Genomic DNA, 15,005 nt, shown 5'->3' with positions numbered 1-15,005 from the left:
GGATTGGACAGCACGGTGCTGCCCTGTCCAAGGTGGCGCAGGAGTTTGCTCCGCCCCCTGCACATGCGAAGAAAGGCTCATTGGTGAGCGAGGAGAAGACAGGCGTGCTGGCCGGCTTCAAGGCCTTCCTGATGCGCGGGAATGTGATCGACCTGGCCGTCGCCGTGGTGATCGGCGCCGCGTTCACCAACGTCGTGAACTCGGTCGTGAAGGGTGTGATCAACCCGCTCGTCGGCGCCTTCGGCACCAAGGACCTGGAGAGCTACGCCTCCTGCCTGAAGGGCCCCTGCACTGCCGACTCGGGCATCCGGATCGCCTGGGGCGGAGTGCTCAGCGCCCTGCTGAGCTTCATCATCACCGCCGCCGTCGTGTACTTCCTGATGGTGCTGCCGATGGCCAAGTTCCTGGCCCGGCGAGCCCGGCAGGACAAGGCGAAGGAAGGGGTGCGCGAGACGATGGAGGTCAGCGAGCTGGAGGTCCTGAAGGAGATCCGCGACGTCCTGGTCGCCCAGCGCGGCCCCAGCGAGTCGTAGCGCCGCCGCGTACGGCTCAGATGTGGTGGGGTGGCTTCTCGTCGAGGAAGCGCGCCAGGTCGGCGGCGCTGCCCGCGGACGTGGGCCGCTCACCCCACCCGCGGTCCGTGTCGTCCGCGGACTGCTGGTCCAGCGGATCGTCGAAGACCAGCGTCGGCCTGGACTGCTCCTTGGGCGCTGATTCCCGGTCGCGCGGTCCGGGGGCGGGGGCGGTGCTCATAGGTCAAGGGTACGGCGGTCGGGGACGACGCACACGGGCCGGTCGGCGGCACTCGGGGCGCCGGTCCTGCGGACGGCGGCCCCAGCGGCCCTTCGGCCAGGTGCGTACGGGGCCCGGGCAGGGGCCCGGGCAGCGGTCTTCCGGTCGGCAAAGCCCCGATCCGGCAGCCTCCGCTCAGCGGTCCTTCGGGTCGAGGAGCCAGAGGCCGAGGACCACCAGGAAAGACAGACAGAGGAATCCCGCGCCCCACCAGGCGGTGCCGGTGTTGCCCCGCATCCACTCGTTGACCACCACGGTCAGGCCCCACAGCTGGCCGATGACCACGGTGATCGCCAGGGTGAGGCGGGCCGTCAGCTTCGAGGAGCGCTCCGGTTCCTGCTCGCTGCCGGCGCCCGGCCCCGGCCCGGTGTGCCGGATCCGGGGGTCGCCGTAGCCGCTGGTCGCGCGGATCTGCGGGTAGCGCTCGTGGACCGGCCGGTTGAGCCGGGGCCGTGCCGAGCCCGGGGTGTACGCGGGCCGCGGCGGGACCGCGAGGCCCTCGCCCGGGCCGGGCCCGCCATCGGGGGCCTGTCCGGGGGCGGCGTTGCCCTCGTTGCTCATGTCCGCTCGCTCCTCTCGGCCGGCTTCGCGTTCGCGGCGGGGCAGCCCATGCGGGCCGCCATGTCGGGCCGCCTGTCGGCGAACTGGCGGCACATGGCGTCCTTGACGCTCTCGCCGGAGCGCGCCGTGGCCACCGCCCAGACGCTGCCGTCGGCCTCCTCGACGAGGAGCACCTTGGGCAGCGGGCGCGGCGGCGGGCCGGCGGTGACCTCGCCGGTGCGGGCGTCGAAGACCCCTTCGTGACAAGGGCAGTACAGCTCGCCCTCCGCGCCGCGGTCCTCGCGCCACAACACCCCGCAGGCCAGGTGCGTACACACGGCGGAGTAGCCGACGAGGGTGCCGTCGGTCAGGCGTACGGCGACGGCACGGTCGTCCTCGCCGGGGAAGCGGAAGGCGACGGACTCGCCCGGGGGGAGCACGGCCGCGACGCGCTTGGCGGCGGGCGGGTCGTCGCTGTCGCCGTGCCGGTGCAGCACTCCCCCTGCAACGGCCACGCCGCCGACGGCGAGGCCGCCCGAGACGGTGGCGACGATACGGAGGTAGTCGCGGCGGGTGGTGAGGGAGCCGGCGGCGATGCGGTCGTGAAGGGCGGCCTGGGCGGGATCCGTGCCGGGGTCGGGGGCGGTCGGCGGCTGATCGGTGACGCTCACGGGCCCACCTTCTTCCCGTTGACCTCAACGATCGGGAGGCCGCCGGGCACCGGCCACTGGACCTTGTCGGCGGGCACGACCATGGCCACGCCGGTGGAGACGACGACGTCGCCGAACGTGAAGGAGTCGGCGACCTGGACGCCGGGGCGCTCCGCGCGGAGCTCCTCGACCGTCCCGTAGAACAGCGCGCCGGTCGGGCAGACCGTGGCGCACATGGGGGCAAGCCCGTACGCGGTGCGGTCGTAGCAGAGATTGCACTTCATCTGCAGCTTCGCCTGAAGGTCGATCTTCGGCACGCCGAAGGGGCAGGCGTTCACGCAGTTCGCGCAGCCGATGCAGCGGGTGGTGTCGGCCTGCTGCACGACACCGTCCGCGGTCACCAGGATCGCGTCGGCGGGACACACCTCGGCGCACGGGGCGACCGGGTCCTCGCAGTGCATACAGACGGTCGGAAGAGAGGCGACGGAATGACCCTCGTCGGGATAGTCGAGATGGATCATGGACTTGCCGCGGTGCGAGTCGCACTCGCGGCAGGCCGACACACAGGCCTGGCAGCCGATGCAGCGCCCCGGGTCGATGAAGATCGTTCTGCCCATCATGGCGGGCGTCAGCTCCTCTCCGCGGTGCCACGGCCCTGCGGAGACGTGGGCGGCAGGGGGTCGGTGCGCGAGACCTGCGTCGCCGGGTACGCCTCGTGGCCCGGTGCGGCCGGCGGCGCCGGCACCTCGTCGATCCGCTCGGCGGCCTCGATCCGGCAGGCGCACACCTTGTACTCGGGGATCTTGGAACGGGGGTCGAGGGCGTCGATGGTGAGCGCGTTCGCGGCCGTCGGAACGGGCCAGTGGTACGGGATGAACACCGTGTCGGGCCGGATCGCCTCGGTCACCAGCGCCGGGAAGACCTCGCTGCCGCGCCGGGTCACCACCCGCACCGGGTCGCCGTTGCGGAAGCCGTGCGACGGGTGGACCTCCACCCAGGGGCGCGGGGTCTGCTCGACGAGCGCGCCGAGCCGGCGGGTCTGGTTGCCGGACAGGAAGTGCGCCACCGTACGGCCCGTGGTCAGCGACATCGGATGCTCTTCGTCGTACGGATCCATCGGCGGATGCCACTCGACGGCCTGCATATGGACCCTGCCGTCCGGGTGGAAGGTCTTGCCGCCCTCGAACAGGCGGGGCGTGCCCGGATGGTCGGTGGAGGGGCAGGGCCAGGCGATACCGCCGGTCTCCTCCAGGCGCTCGTAGGTGATGCCGTAGTAGTCGTTGACCGTTCCGGCCGACGCGATGCGCAGCTCCTCGAACACCTCGCGGGAGCCCGGATAGGCGAACTTGTCGCCCACGCCCAGGCGCTGGGCGAGCTGGCACATCACCCAGGTGTCGGTGCGCACACCCCCGGGCGGCTCCTGCGCCTTGTTGTGCTTGACCACCCTGGCCTCGGCGTTGGCCATTACGCCCTCGTCCTCGGCCCAGGTGGTGACGGGGAAGACGACATGCGCGTTGGCCGCGGTCTCGGAAAGGAAGAAATCGAATTGAGCGTGGAACTCCAGAGAGTCGTAACCCGCCTTCACCGTCCCGTAGTTGGGAAGGGAGACGAACGGGTTGTTGCAGATGCCGATCAGGCCGCGGATCTCCTCGCGCTGCATCTGCCAGACCATTTCCATCATCGAGGTGCCCGCGGGCGGCAGTTCGGACTCCTCGATGCCCCAGATCTCACAGATCTGCCGCCGGTGCTCCGGATTCGAGATGGAACGCCCGCCGGGCAGCAGATCGGACTTCTGGCCGTGCTCCCGCCCGCCCTGCCCGTTGCCCTGGCCGGTGATGGTGCCGTAACCGGCGCCGGGCTTGCCGAGGTTGCCGGTGGCCGTACAGAGATTGATGACGGTCAGGCAGTTCTCGACACCCTGCGAATGATGCTCGATGCCCCGTGCGTGCCAGGCCATCGCCCGGTCGGCGCCCGCGAAGGCCCGGGCGACCTGGACGACCTGGGAGGCGGGAATCCCGCAGATGTCGGCGGCCACATCGGGCGTGACGGAGGCGACGGCCGCGCACACCTCGTCCCAGCCTGTGGTGTGCTCGGCGAGGAACTCCTTGTCGACGAGGTCCTCCTGGATGACGACGTTCAGTACGGCGTTGAAGAAGGCCGCGTCGGTGCCGGGCCGCAGGGCGACGTGGATGTCGGCGGTGCGCGCGATGGCCGTCTCGCGCGGATCGACCACGATCAGGCTCGCCCCTCGGTCCCGGGCGCCCCACAGGTACTGGGTCATGACGGGGAAGCACTCCCCCACATTGGACCCGGCGATCAGCAGGCAGTCGGTGAGGAGGATGTCGGAGAACGGGTTGCCCGCCCGGTCGATGCCGAAGGCGAGCTTGTTGGCGCCTGCGGCGGAGACCATGCACAGCCGGCCGTTGTAGTCGACGTGCCGCGTCTTGAGCGCGACCCGGCCGAACTTGCCGACCAGGTACGTCTTCTCGGAGAACAGGCTCGCCCCGCCGAGCAGCCCGAACGCGTCGTTGCCGTGGGCGGACTGGATGCGGCGGATCTCGGCGACCGTGAAGTCGAGCGCCTCCTCCCAGGAGACCTCGCGGAACGGCTCGTCGCGGGAGCGGCGCAGCAGCGGCGAGGTCAGCCGGTCGGGGTGGTTGACCTGCTGGTAGGCGTTGATGCCCTTGGGGCAGAGCCGCATCCGGTTGATGTCGTGGTTGCGGGGCTCGACCCCGAACACCTTGCCCGCCCGGTCGACCCGCAGATACATGCCGCACTGCACCCCGCAGAAGCAGCAGTGGGTGGGGACGAGGGTCTCGCCGTTCTGGTCGGCGTGCCACTGGTCGGCCGGGATGCCGCCCGCGTCCCGGAAGTTGCGGGTGCCGGGCGGCGCGATCGAAGGGTCGAGCGGAATGGGCCGGCTGCTCACTTGAAGCCCTTCTTGACGTGGCCGAGGTAGGCGGTGCCGCGCAGCACCCGCTTGCAGCGCGGGCAGTACTGGGCCCAGGCGTCGAAGTCGAGCTTCAGGTCACGCATGGTGCCCTGCAGGTTCTCGACGTACGGGGCGGTGTCGATGGGCTGACCGCAGCGCTTGCACGGGAAGACCTGCTCGTCCTGGCGGGCCGTGTACTTGAAGAGCTGCATGCCGACCGCGGCCGGCCGCTGCACGATGTGGAAGAACTTCCCGAACGGGATGTAGATGAGGGTGAAGACGACCGAGACCATGTGCAGGACCGCCAGGAACTGGTAGCCGCCGCCGTGCAGAAAGATCGACGAGAAGGTGAGCAGGAGCCCCGTCACGGAGATGACGATCAGCGCGATCAGCGGGACGAGGTCATAGGCGAAGCGCTGGCCGGTGATGGCGCCGCGGTCCTTCATCCGCCGCCACAGGAAGTACGAGGCGCCCGGGATCACCAGGACGGCGGCGATGTCCAGGCCGTGGAACATCAGCCAGCCGACAACGCTCAGCGAGTCGAACCCGAGGACCTTGAACCCCCAGATCCGCATCTCGTACCCCGGCCCCGAGCCGGACCTGGAGGTGAACGTGAACCAGCCCCAGGTCAGCGGGAACGTGATCGCGGCGGCCAGGATGCAGCCCCAGAAGATCAGCTGGTGGGCACCCCAGCGGGCGTGCGAGCGGGCGCCGAGGAACTTCTGGAAGCCGAGATAGGTGGCGATCATCTTCGGCAGGGCGGTGGGCGCCCTGCGGAAGTTGGCCGCCGAGAACAGGCTCCGCCAGCCCTGTTTGAACAGACGGCGGGCGCCCGGAGAGGAGATCCACACGGTGTAGCGGTAGGCGACGCCGAAGGCCAGGAAGACGGTGGCGACCGCGTACGGAAGGAGCGCGGAATCGAAGTCCTGGAGCAGCCGGCTGCCGAACACGATGGCCAGGACGAGCAGAACGGAGACGGCCGTACCGGCCAGCGTCGCGCGCATCGCGGCGGAACGCAGGGCGGGCGCGGGAGCGACGGCCGGCACCGGTGGCGGTGGCACGCCGGAAGAAGAGGCGTCCGGGGGTGCGACAGGGGGTGCGGGTGGCTCGGTCACTCCATCACGGTATGGACATACCGGTACTAACCACCTGTTTTAGCGATCAACGGGGTGAGTCCGCTCGGCCCTTTGCCGTGCCCGCCGCACCTGCTTCAGACCGCGTACAGCCCGTGCGCGGCGAAGGCCTCCCGGGCCGTCGCCACCTGGCCGGCGGTGGGTGACGGGGTGTCACGGAGGGTGAAGTTCATGCCGAGGGCCTGCCACTTGCCCTCGCCCAGCTTGTGGAACGGGAGGACGTCGACGCGGGACACATTGCCAAGGGAGGCGGCGAACGAGGCGACGCCGTCGATGTTGGCGGGGTCGTCGGTCAGCCCCGGGACCAGAACGAAGCGGACATGGACCTCCTTGCCGAGGTCCGCGAGACGACGGGCGAAATCCAGCGTCGGCTGCAACGGCCGGCCCGTGACCTTCTTGTACGTCTCACGGTCCCAGGACTTGATGTCGAGCAGCACCAGGTCCACATCGCGCAGCAGCGCGTCGGTGGCCCGGGCGCCGAGGAAACCGGAGGTGTCCAGGGCGGTGTGCAGACCCAGCTCGTGCTTGTAGCGGTGCAGCAGCTCACCGGCGAACACGGGCTGGAGCAGCGGCTCGCCGCCGCTCACGGTGGCACCGCCGCCCGCCGCGCGGATGAACGTCGTGTACTTCGCGGCCTCGGCGAGCACGTCATCCGCAGTGGTGCGCTTGCCGTTGCGCATCCGCCAGGTGTCGGGGTTGTGGCAGTACAGGCAGGTCAGCGGGCAGCCCGAGAGGAAGGTGACGAAGCGCGTGCCCGGACCGTCGACGCCGGTCGACAGGTCCCAGGAGTGCACCGAGCCGACGATCGGCCGGCGGGTGGCCGCCCCTGCGAGCGTGCTGGCGTCCTCGTCACCCCCGGCGCGGGCCGGCCGGCCGACGGGGAACTCGGGGCTGAGCAGAACGGCCATGGCAGGGACCTTCCTCAAACGGTGGGGTGGGGTGGGGCGCGGGGAGGGGGTGGGGTGGGTGGGCGAGGGGGGTGGGGGGGGAGGGGGACCCCCCACCCCCGCCCCCACCCCCGCCCCAGACCCTCACCCCTCAAAGCGCCCCATGGAACGTCCGGTTGATGACGTCAAGCTGCTGCTCGCGCGTGAGGCGAACGAAGTTCACCGCGTAACCCGAGACCCGGATGGTGAGCTGGGGGTAGTTCTCCGGGTGGCGCATGGCGTCTTCCAGGGTGGCCTTGTCGAGGACATTGACGTTCATGTGGAAGCCGTTGCTGGCGATGAAGCCGTCCAGGACGCCGGAGAGGTTGTCGATGCGCTCCTTGGGGGTGCGGCCCAGCGCGCCCGGCGTGATGGTGTTGGTCAGCGAGATGCCGTCCTCGGCGTCGTCGTAGGGCAGCTTGGCGACCGACAGCGCGGAGGCGATGTAGCCGTGTTCGTCGCGGCCGTTCATGGGGTTGGCGCCGGGTGCGAAGGGGGTGCCTGCGCGGCGGCCGTCGGGGGTGTTGCCGGTCTTCTTGCCGTAGACGACGTTGGAGGTGATGGTCAGCACCGACTGGGTGTGGACGGCGTCGCGGTAGGTGGGGTGCTTGCGCACCTTCTCCATGAAGTCGTGCACGATCCGGGTGGCCAGCGCGTCCGCGCGGTCGTCGTTGTTGCCGTAGGCGGGGTAGTCGCCCTCGATCTCGTAGTCGACGGCGAGGCCGGTCTCGTCGCGGACGACCTTGACCTTGGCGTGCTTGATGGCGGACAGCGAGTCGGCGGCGACCGAGAGGCCGGCGATGCCGCAGGCCATGGTGCGCAGGATCCGCTGGTCGTGGAGCGCCATCTCGATGCGCTCGTAGGCGTACTTGTCGTGCATGTAGTGGATGACGTTGAGGGCGTGGACGTACGTCTTGGCCAGCCAGTCCAGCATGGCGTCGTACTGCCGGGCCACGGTTTCGTAGTCGAGGTACTCGCCCTCGATGGGCGTGAAGCCCTCGACGACCAGCTTGCCGGTCTTCTCGTCGCGGCCGCCGTTGATCGCGTACAGCAGAGCCTTCGCCACATTCACCCGCGCACCGAAGAACTGCATCTGCTTACCGACGGCCATGGCGGAGACGCAGCAGGCGATGGCGGTGTCGTCGCCGTACTTGGGGCGCATCAGCTCATCGGACTCGAACTGGATGGCCGAGGTGTCGATGGCGACCTTGGAGGCGAAGTCCTTGAATCCGGCGGGGAGTTCGCGGTCCCAGAAGACGGTGAGGTTGGGCTCGGGGGCGGGGCCCAGGTTGTAGAGGGTCTGCAGGGCTCGGAAGGTGGTGCGGGAGACGAGGGGGCGGCCGTCCTCGCCGATGCCGGCCATGGACCAGGTGACCCAGGTGGGGTCGCCGGAGTACAGCTCGTTGTATTCGGGGGTGCGCAGGAAGCGGACGATGCGGAGCTTGATGACGAAGTCGTCGATGAATTCCTGGGCCTGTTCCTCGGTGATGAGGCGGGCTTCGATGTCGCGCTGGAGGTAGATGTCGAGGAAGTTGTCGATACGGCCGATCGACATGGCTGCCCCGTTCTGCTCCTTCACGGCGGCGAGGTAGGCGAAGTACAGCCACTGGACGGCTTCGCGGCCGGTCGTCGCCGGGGCGGAGATGTCGTAGCCGTACGACAGGGCCATGACCTTGAGTTCGTTCAGGGCCTTGATCTGCTCGGAGATCTCCTCGCGGTCGCGGATGACGGTCTCGGTGGCCCAGTCCTCGCCGAGGCGGGCCTTGTCTGCTTCCTTGGCGGCGATGAGGCGGTCGACGCCGTAGAGGGCGACGCGGCGGTAGTCGCCGATGATGCGGCCGCGTCCGTAGGCGTCGGGGAGGCCGGTGATGATGCCGGAGGAGCGGCAGGCGCGGATTTCGGGGGTGTAGGCGTCGAAGACGCCTTCGTTGTGGGTCTTGCGGAGGTGGGTGTAGACGTCGCGCACGTCGGGGTCGGCTTCGTAGCCGTAGGCGCCCAGGGCGCCTTCGACCATGCGCCAGCCGCCGTTGGGCATGATGGCGCGCTTGAGGGCGCCGTCGGTCTGGAGGCCGACGATGAGGTCCTTGTGGTTCTTGGCGTCGCCGTCGATGTAGCCGGGCTTGAAGGCGTCGATGCGGGACGGGGTCTTCACGTCCACGTCGTAGATGCCCTGCTCGATCTCCCGGGGGAACATCGACAGGAGCTTGTTCCATACGGCGGTGGTGCGCCGGGTGGGGCCGGTGAGGAAGTCGGCGTCGCCTTCGTAGGGCGTGTAGTTCTGCTGGACGAAGTCGCGGACGTCGATGGCGTCGCGCCAGAGTCCGCCCTTGAAGCCGTCCCAGGCTCCGCCGTTCTTCGTTGCCTCTGCAGGAGTCGCAGTCATGGCAGGCACCCTTCCGAATCACCGTTGACGTCGTACTTCGTGCCGTCGAGCCGAAGCTCTTCGACCGCTTCCCATTCCACTCCTTTTGATCGATCAAATGCGGCGGCATAGGTCACCAGATCCGGGCCGAAAGCCCTGTCCCGCCCCTCCCTCACCACTTGCCACCCACCCTGACCTGGGCGTTCATTCAGGACTTTGGCCCCTAGTTCACTTGTGAATCCATTCACAAGAATTTCGCGGTACGTACCGAAACATATAGATAACGGGGCCCGCACATTCCGTGCGAGCCCCGTTCAAGCGAAGGAATAAGACCTAGCTGGGCGCCTCCGCACCCTTCCGGGCGTAGAACCACCACGCCACCACGATGCAGCTGACGTAGAAGGCCACGAAGCCCCACATCGCGCTCGTCACCGCGAAGTTGGCGAACATCGCCGGGATGAAGAAGAAGCCGTAGGCGGCGACGGCGGAGGTGAAGCCGGTGACGGCGCCCGCCTCCATCTCGGCCTGCTTGAGCGCCCTGGCGTACTCGGGGGTGCCCTCGGTCAGGCCCTTCAGGTGCTGGTTGCGGAAGATCACCGAGATCTGCCGGAAGGTCGAGCCGTTGCCGATTCCGGAGAAGAGGAACGCGGCCAGGAAGCAGGCGAAGAAGCCGTAGAAGTTGCCCGAATCGCCGCCTGCCGGCAGGAAGTTAATGACGCCGACGATCGAGAGGGACATGCCGACGAAGGAGATGATGGTGACCTTCGCGCCGCCGAGCTTGTCGGCGATCCAGCCGCCGGCCCAGCGGGCCAGTGCGCCGAGCGCCGGGCCCATCCAGGCGTAGGTGGCCACCGAGTAGGCCGGGAAGGTCGTCTTGATCAGCAGCGGCAGGGCGGCGGCGAAGCCGATGAAGGAGCCGAAGGTGCCGACGTACAGCCAGGTCATCAGCCAGTTGTGCTTGCGCTTGAAGATGACCTTCTGGCGGCTGAAGGGGGTGGAGGCGACCTTCAGGTCGTTCTGGCCGAACCAGGCGATCAGCGCGAGCACGATCAGGACGGGGACCCACAGGAACGCGGCGTTCTGCAGGTAGACCGGGGTGCCGTCCTTCTTGTGCTGGGCGGTGCCGATCGCGATGGTCGAGAAGGTGATGACGATCGGGGTCAGGAGCTGGACGACGGAGACGCCGAGGTTGCCGAGGCCGCCGTTGATACCGGTGGCGTTGCCCTTCTCCTTCTTCGGGAAGAAGAAGCCGATGTTGGCGAGCGAGGAGGCGAAGTTGGCGCCGCCGATGCCGCACAGCGCCGCAATGATCACCATGACGCCGTACGGGGTGGAGGTGTCCTGGATGGCGATGCCGAGCCAGATCAGCGGCACGATCAGCACGACCGTCGACAGCGCGGTGAAGCGGCGCTGGCCGATCCTCGGGCCGAGGAAGGTGTAGAGGATGCGGGCCGTGCCGCCGGTCAGGCCGGGGATGGCGGTGAGCCAGAACAGCTGCGAGGTGGAGAAGGAGAAGCCGACGTCCTTGAGGTTCGTCGCGGTGACGGACCACACCTGCCACACCACGAAGGCGACGAGCAGGGCGGGGACGGCGATCCACAGGTTCCGGTTGGCGACCTTCCGGCCGACCGAGCGCCAGAAGACCTCGTTCTCCGGCTCCCATTCGGCGATGGTGCGGCCGGGCCGGTAGTTCTCCGGGTCGTACGTGGCTGTGGCGTCGGGGCCGGCGTCTTGCCGGGTGGACGGCTGGAGCGCGGAACTCATGGTGCTTCCCAGGGGGTTGAGACGAGTCCTGACATATCCACGGTGCGCCTGAGGCCGGGGTGGGGGTGAGAGGCGAATGCCATGAGTGCGGGCGGCCCTAGGTCCCCGAGGGGGCTGCCGTACGGCCCCCAGGGACAAAGGCCGCCCGGGTTCTAGAACGTTCTAGAACCGGGTGACGGGCACGTCCGTGAGGTCGACGACGGGGAGGGAGACGTCCGGGTCGTCGAGGCACTGGCCGGTGCGCAGGTCGAAGTCCTGCTTGTGCATGGGCGAGGTGACGACGGGGATGCCGTCGCGGCTGCCCATGATGCCGCCCGCGATGACGTCGGCGCCGGAGAACGGGTCGCGGTTGGACACCGCGTACACCTGACCCGTACGGGACTTGAACAGGGCGGCCTCGGTGCCGTCGGGGAGCCGGGCGGGGCGGCCTCGGCCGGGTTCCAGGTCGTCGACGGCGCCGAAGTCGACGCGGCCGAAGCGGTCGAGGGCGGCGGGGTCGGCGAGGACGGCCTGCCATTCGTCCTGGTAGGCGGCGACGTGGCGGTCCATCTGGGCTTCGAGCTCGGCGCAGATGCCGAGGGAGTCGGCGAGCAGGACGTCCTTGAGGTGGTCGAGTCCGCCGTCGATGCGCTCGATCCAGGCGGCGGTGCGCTCCAGGCGTTCGGCGGTGCGCACGTAGTACATGAGGAACCGGTCGACGGTCTTGAAGAGCTCGGGGGTGGACAGGTCCGAGGCGAGGAGGTCCGCGTGACGCGGCTGGGCGCCTCCGTTGCCGCAGACGTACAGGTTCCAGCCGCCGGCGGTGGCGATGACGCCGATGTCCTTGCCGCGTGCCTCGGCGCATTCGCGCAGGCAGCCGGAGACGCCGCCCTTGAACTTGTGCGGGGTGCGCAGCCCCCTGTAACGCTGTTCCAGGTCGATGGCGAGCTGGATGGAGTCGCCCTGCCCGAAGCGGCAGAACCGGGCGCCCACACAGGACTTGACGGCGCGCAGCGACTTTCCGTACGCCTGCCCCGACTCGAAGCCGGCTGTGCCCAGGCGCCGCCAGATGTCGGGGAGCTGGTCGGCGCGGGCGCCGAAGAGGCCGATGCGCTGGGCACCGGTGATCTTGGTGTAGAGGTCGTAGTCGCGGGCGACCTCGCCGAGCACGATGACCTGTTCGGGGGTGACCTCGCCGCCGGGGACGCGCGGGATGACGGAGTACGTGCCGTCTTTCTGGAGGTTGGCGAGGAAGAGGTCGTTGGAGTCCTGGAGGGTGGCCTGCTCCCCGTCGAGGACGTGCCCGAGGCCGAGTTCGGGCGCAAGCGTGCCCAGCACATTCCCGACAACGGGCTTGCAGACAGCACACCCTTCCCCGCCCACGCCATGACGCTCCATCAACTCACTGAAGGAGCGGATCTGTTGGTTCTTGACGACGGCGTAGATCTCGGACCGGGAGAGCTCGAAGTGCTCGCAGAGTCCGCGTGCCTTGGCGTGGCCGGCGGCGGCCAGCTCGGTGTCGAGGACGGCCTGGAGGGACCCGATGCAGCCGCCGCAGCCGGTGCCGGCCTTGGTGCACCGCTTGATGCCGCCGATGTCGCTGAGCCCGTGCTCGGCAATCGCGCCGCGCACGTCTCCCTTGGTGACGTTGTGGCAGGAGCAGACGACGGCGTCGTCGGGCAGGGCGTCGGCTCCGGGCGCCTCGCCGCCGCTGGGGGCGATGAACACCTCCGCTGGGGCCGGGAGTTGGCGTCCGGTGTGCGGCTTGAGCGAGCCGTACGCGTCGGCGTCGCCGACCAGGATGCCGCCGAGGAGCCGCCCGTCGGGCCCGAGGAGGAGCTTCTTGTAGACGCCCTCGCGTCCGTCGGAGAAGAGCACCTCGACGGCGCCGGTCTCCGAGGTGGCGAAGGGGTCGCCGAAGGAGGCGACGTCGGCGCCCATCAGCTTGAGCTTGGTGGAGGTGTCAGCGCCGGTGAAGGTGAGGACACCCTCGCCCGCGAGGCGCTCGGCGACGGTCTCGGCCATCTGGTAGCCGGGCGCGACCAGGCCGTAGACCCTCCCGTCGACGCTCTGGGCGCATTCGCCGATGGCGTAGATGTACGGGTCGGTGGTGCGGCAGTACGCGTCGACGACGACGCCGCCCCGGTCGCCGACGGCGAGCCCGCACGCGCGGGCGAGCCGGTCGCGCGGCCGCACCCCGGCGGAGAACACGACGACATCGGCGCCGATGTGGCGCCCGTCGCTGAGCCGCAGCTCGCGCACCCGCCCGGCGTCGTCCAGCTCGACCTCGTGTGCGCCGACGCCGGTGTGCACGGCGACGCCCATGGACTCGATGGTGGTGCGCAGGGCTGCCGCGCCCCCGTCGTCGACCTGGAGCGGCATGAGGCGGGGCGCGAACTCGACGACGTGCGTCTGGAGCCCGAGGGTGCGCAGCGCACCGGCCGCCTCCAGACCGAGCAGCCCGCCGCCGATGACGACACCGGTGCGGGCGCCGTCGCGTACGTACTGGGTGAGCTGCTCGACGTCGTAGAGGGTGCGGTAGGTGAAGCAGCCGGTGGCGTCGGCGCCGGGGATGGGCGGCACGAAGGGGTAGGAGCCGGTGGCGAGCACGAGCGTGTCGTACGGGACGACCGCGCCGGAGGTGGTGGTGACGGTGCGGGCGGCGGGGTCGACGACTTCGGCGGGATCGCCGAGCCGCAGGTCGATGCCGTGCCGCCGCATGAACTCCCCATCAGTCAGGACGAGTTGCTCGGGCGTGGCCCCCGTGAAGGCGGACGACAGGTGTACGCGGTCGTATGCGGGGACGTCTTCCTCGGCGAGTACGGTGACGTGCCAGCCGGGGGCGCCGGGCGCCGCCAGGGCCCCACGCTCGGCGAGCGCCTCCAGGAGGCGGTGGCCGACCATGCCGTGGCCGATCAGCACGAGGTTCTGCGTCGCGGGGTGCGGCATGGCTTCGCTCCGGGGGGCTGGGGGTCTACCCCGTCGACGGGGGTCTACCCCCTCGACGCTAGACCGCCCGAGCCCGCCCCGGCCGCCGAAAAAGCCCTCCCCACCAGGGCCTTGCGGCCTCCTGGACAGGGCACTTGGACCCGCTTCGGGAGGCTACGTCGGCGGGTTGAGCTTGCGGAAGTAGGTCCAGCTGGTTTCGTTCGGCTCGCTCCACTTCTCGGGGGCCTGGGCGAACTCGGGATGGCGGTCGGCTATGTAGGCGCGCGTGCGCTCGGGAACCTCGGCGTACGAGCCGAGCTTGCGGCCCCGGCAGTGGAAGGTGAGCCCGCCGGGCCGCTGGCCCCGGGCCATCCAGGGGAGCCACGGGGACATCCGGGTCCACGACATGGTGGCCGGGACGCTGGGCGCGGGGCCTGCCAGGTCGGCACGGTCGGCGAAGAACTGGAAGAGTTCCAGCGCCTTGTACGTGTCACCGGCCGAGTGGCGGGGGTACTGGGCCACCGGCAGCGGCGACGGATAGGCGAGCGGGATCTCCAGACTGAAGCAGACCTGTCCGCCGAGCTCGGTCGTCGGGATCGGGAAGGGCCGCCACTTCTGGTTCGCCGGGTCGTTCCAGACGTGCACCACGGGCAGGTCCTGCCAGGTTTCCAGAATCTCACGGGTGCCGGGGTCGAGGTAGAACGCGGCTTCCCGGGTGAGCAGTTGATAGGCGTCCGGCCCGGCCTCTTCGTCCTGGACGAGCCGGGCGACGTTGAGCCCCTCGAAGCCGAAGAGGCGCTGGTAGGGCTCGTCGGGGGCCCAGGAGTACACGTCTCCGGACCACCAGTAGGTGACCTCCTCGCCGTCGAGCGAGGCACGGGTGCGGGCGAAGTCGCGGAGCAGTTCTGCGGGTGTCGGTGTCGTCATACGCACCACTGTGCGCGGCCGTCGCCCCGGCCGCGAGGGAAACACCCCGCGCGGGGCGAGGGCGGCCGGAAA

12 protein-coding genes are annotated in these 15,005 nt (G+C 69.6%); 1 reads left to right on the top strand and 11 read right to left on the bottom strand.

Translation table 11 applies throughout. The annotated features are described in order from the left end of the window. Positions 1-83 precede the first annotated feature (83 nt). Positions 84-533, top strand: coding sequence for a large conductance mechanosensitive channel protein MscL (gene mscL, locus ACSHXC_RS22820; protein WP_438293371.1), 450 nt, complete (start codon positions 84-86; stop codon positions 531-533). 16 nt (positions 534-549) lie between these two features. Here mscL and ACSHXC_RS22815 read toward each other — a convergent pair whose 3' ends face one another. The 11 genes from ACSHXC_RS22815 to ACSHXC_RS22765 form a co-directional block, all read right to left on the bottom strand. After that, positions 550-753, bottom strand: coding sequence for a hypothetical protein (locus ACSHXC_RS22815; RefSeq protein ID WP_438293370.1), 204 nt, complete (start codon positions 751-753; stop codon positions 550-552). A gap of 174 nt (positions 754-927) precedes the next feature. Continuing rightward, positions 928-1,353 carry a hypothetical protein gene (locus ACSHXC_RS22810; RefSeq protein ID WP_438293369.1) on the bottom strand — a complete coding sequence of 142 codons (426 nt, stop codon included), beginning with the start codon at positions 1,351-1,353 and terminating at the stop codon, positions 928-930. Further along, a complete protein-coding gene (locus ACSHXC_RS22805) occupies positions 1,350-2,003 on the bottom strand; it encodes a Rieske (2Fe-2S) protein (RefSeq protein WP_438293368.1) in 654 nt (217 codons plus the stop codon). Before ACSHXC_RS22805 ends, ACSHXC_RS22810 begins: the two co-directional genes overlap by 4 nt. After that, the gene (locus ACSHXC_RS22800; protein ID WP_386110977.1) at positions 2,000-2,602 is read right to left on the bottom strand and encodes a 4Fe-4S dicluster domain-containing protein; all 603 of its coding nucleotides are present in this window, start codon (positions 2,600-2,602) and stop codon (positions 2,000-2,002) included. The genes ACSHXC_RS22805 and ACSHXC_RS22800 overlap by 4 nt, the downstream gene beginning before the upstream one ends. A gap of 8 nt (positions 2,603-2,610) precedes the next feature. Further along, positions 2,611-4,911, bottom strand: a complete 2,301-nt coding sequence (locus ACSHXC_RS22795) for a molybdopterin oxidoreductase family protein (RefSeq protein ID WP_438293367.1) — start codon at positions 4,909-4,911, stop codon at positions 2,611-2,613. After that, complete coding sequence (locus ACSHXC_RS22790; RefSeq protein ID WP_438293366.1) at positions 4,908-6,029, bottom strand: MFS transporter; 1,122 nt, start codon at positions 6,027-6,029, stop codon at positions 4,908-4,910. Before ACSHXC_RS22790 ends, ACSHXC_RS22795 begins: the two co-directional genes overlap by 4 nt. Positions 6,030-6,124: 95 nt before the next feature. Beyond that, positions 6,125-6,955 carry a pyruvate formate-lyase-activating protein gene (gene pflA, locus ACSHXC_RS22785; RefSeq protein ID WP_438293365.1) on the bottom strand — a complete coding sequence of 277 codons (831 nt, stop codon included), beginning with the start codon at positions 6,953-6,955 and terminating at the stop codon, positions 6,125-6,127. 130 nt (positions 6,956-7,085) lie between these two features. Then, on the bottom strand, positions 7,086-9,356 hold the full coding sequence (gene pflB / locus ACSHXC_RS22780; protein WP_438293364.1) for a formate C-acetyltransferase: 2,271 nt from the start codon (positions 9,354-9,356) through the stop codon (positions 7,086-7,088). A 312-nt stretch (positions 9,357-9,668) separates the two neighbouring features. After that, a complete protein-coding gene (locus tag ACSHXC_RS22775) occupies positions 9,669-11,099 on the bottom strand; it encodes an MFS transporter (RefSeq protein WP_438293363.1) in 1,431 nt (476 codons plus the stop codon). A 162-nt stretch (positions 11,100-11,261) separates the two neighbouring features. Further along, positions 11,262-14,027 carry a nitrite reductase large subunit NirB gene (gene nirB, locus ACSHXC_RS22770; RefSeq protein WP_438293362.1) on the bottom strand — a complete coding sequence of 922 codons (2,766 nt, stop codon included), beginning with the start codon at positions 14,025-14,027 and terminating at the stop codon, positions 11,262-11,264. 153 nt (positions 14,028-14,180) lie between these two features. Beyond that, positions 14,181-14,933, bottom strand: coding sequence for a DUF1838 family protein (locus tag ACSHXC_RS22765; protein WP_438293361.1), 753 nt, complete (start codon positions 14,931-14,933; stop codon positions 14,181-14,183). Between the last annotated feature and the right edge of the window lie 72 nt (positions 14,934-15,005).

This window comes from Streptomyces sp. HUAS TT7 (assembly GCF_051550175.1).
Taxonomy (GTDB): domain Bacteria; phylum Actinomycetota; class Actinomycetes; order Streptomycetales; family Streptomycetaceae; genus Streptomyces.
The sequence above is the reverse complement of the archived record's forward strand: the minus strand, read 5'-3'. Positions and strand labels throughout refer to the sequence as shown.

Bases quoted from the DNA above. Each gene is read 5' to 3' on its own strand.
- ACSHXC_RS22800 (WP_386110977.1), bottom strand. From the start codon at position 2,602: ATGATGGGCAGAACGATCTTCATCGACCCGGGGCGCTGCATCGGCTGC.
- ACSHXC_RS22810 (WP_438293369.1), bottom strand. From the start codon at position 1,353: ATGAGCAACGAGGGCAACGCCGCCCCCGGACAGGCCCCCGATGGCGGG.
- pflB (WP_438293364.1), bottom strand. From the start codon at position 9,356: ATGACTGCGACTCCTGCAGAGGCAACGAAGAACGGCGGAGCCTGGGAC.
- ACSHXC_RS22765 (WP_438293361.1), bottom strand. From the start codon at position 14,933: ATGACGACACCGACACCCGCAGAACTGCTCCGCGACTTCGCCCGCACC.
- ACSHXC_RS22775 (WP_438293363.1), bottom strand. From the start codon at position 11,099: ATGAGTTCCGCGCTCCAGCCGTCCACCCGGCAAGACGCCGGCCCCGAC.
- ACSHXC_RS22815 (WP_438293370.1), bottom strand. From the start codon at position 753: ATGAGCACCGCCCCCGCCCCCGGACCGCGCGACCGGGAATCAGCGCCC.
- pflA (WP_438293365.1), bottom strand. From the start codon at position 6,955: ATGGCCGTTCTGCTCAGCCCCGAGTTCCCCGTCGGCCGGCCGGCCCGC.
- nirB (WP_438293362.1), bottom strand. From the start codon at position 14,027: ATGCCGCACCCCGCGACGCAGAACCTCGTGCTGATCGGCCACGGCATG.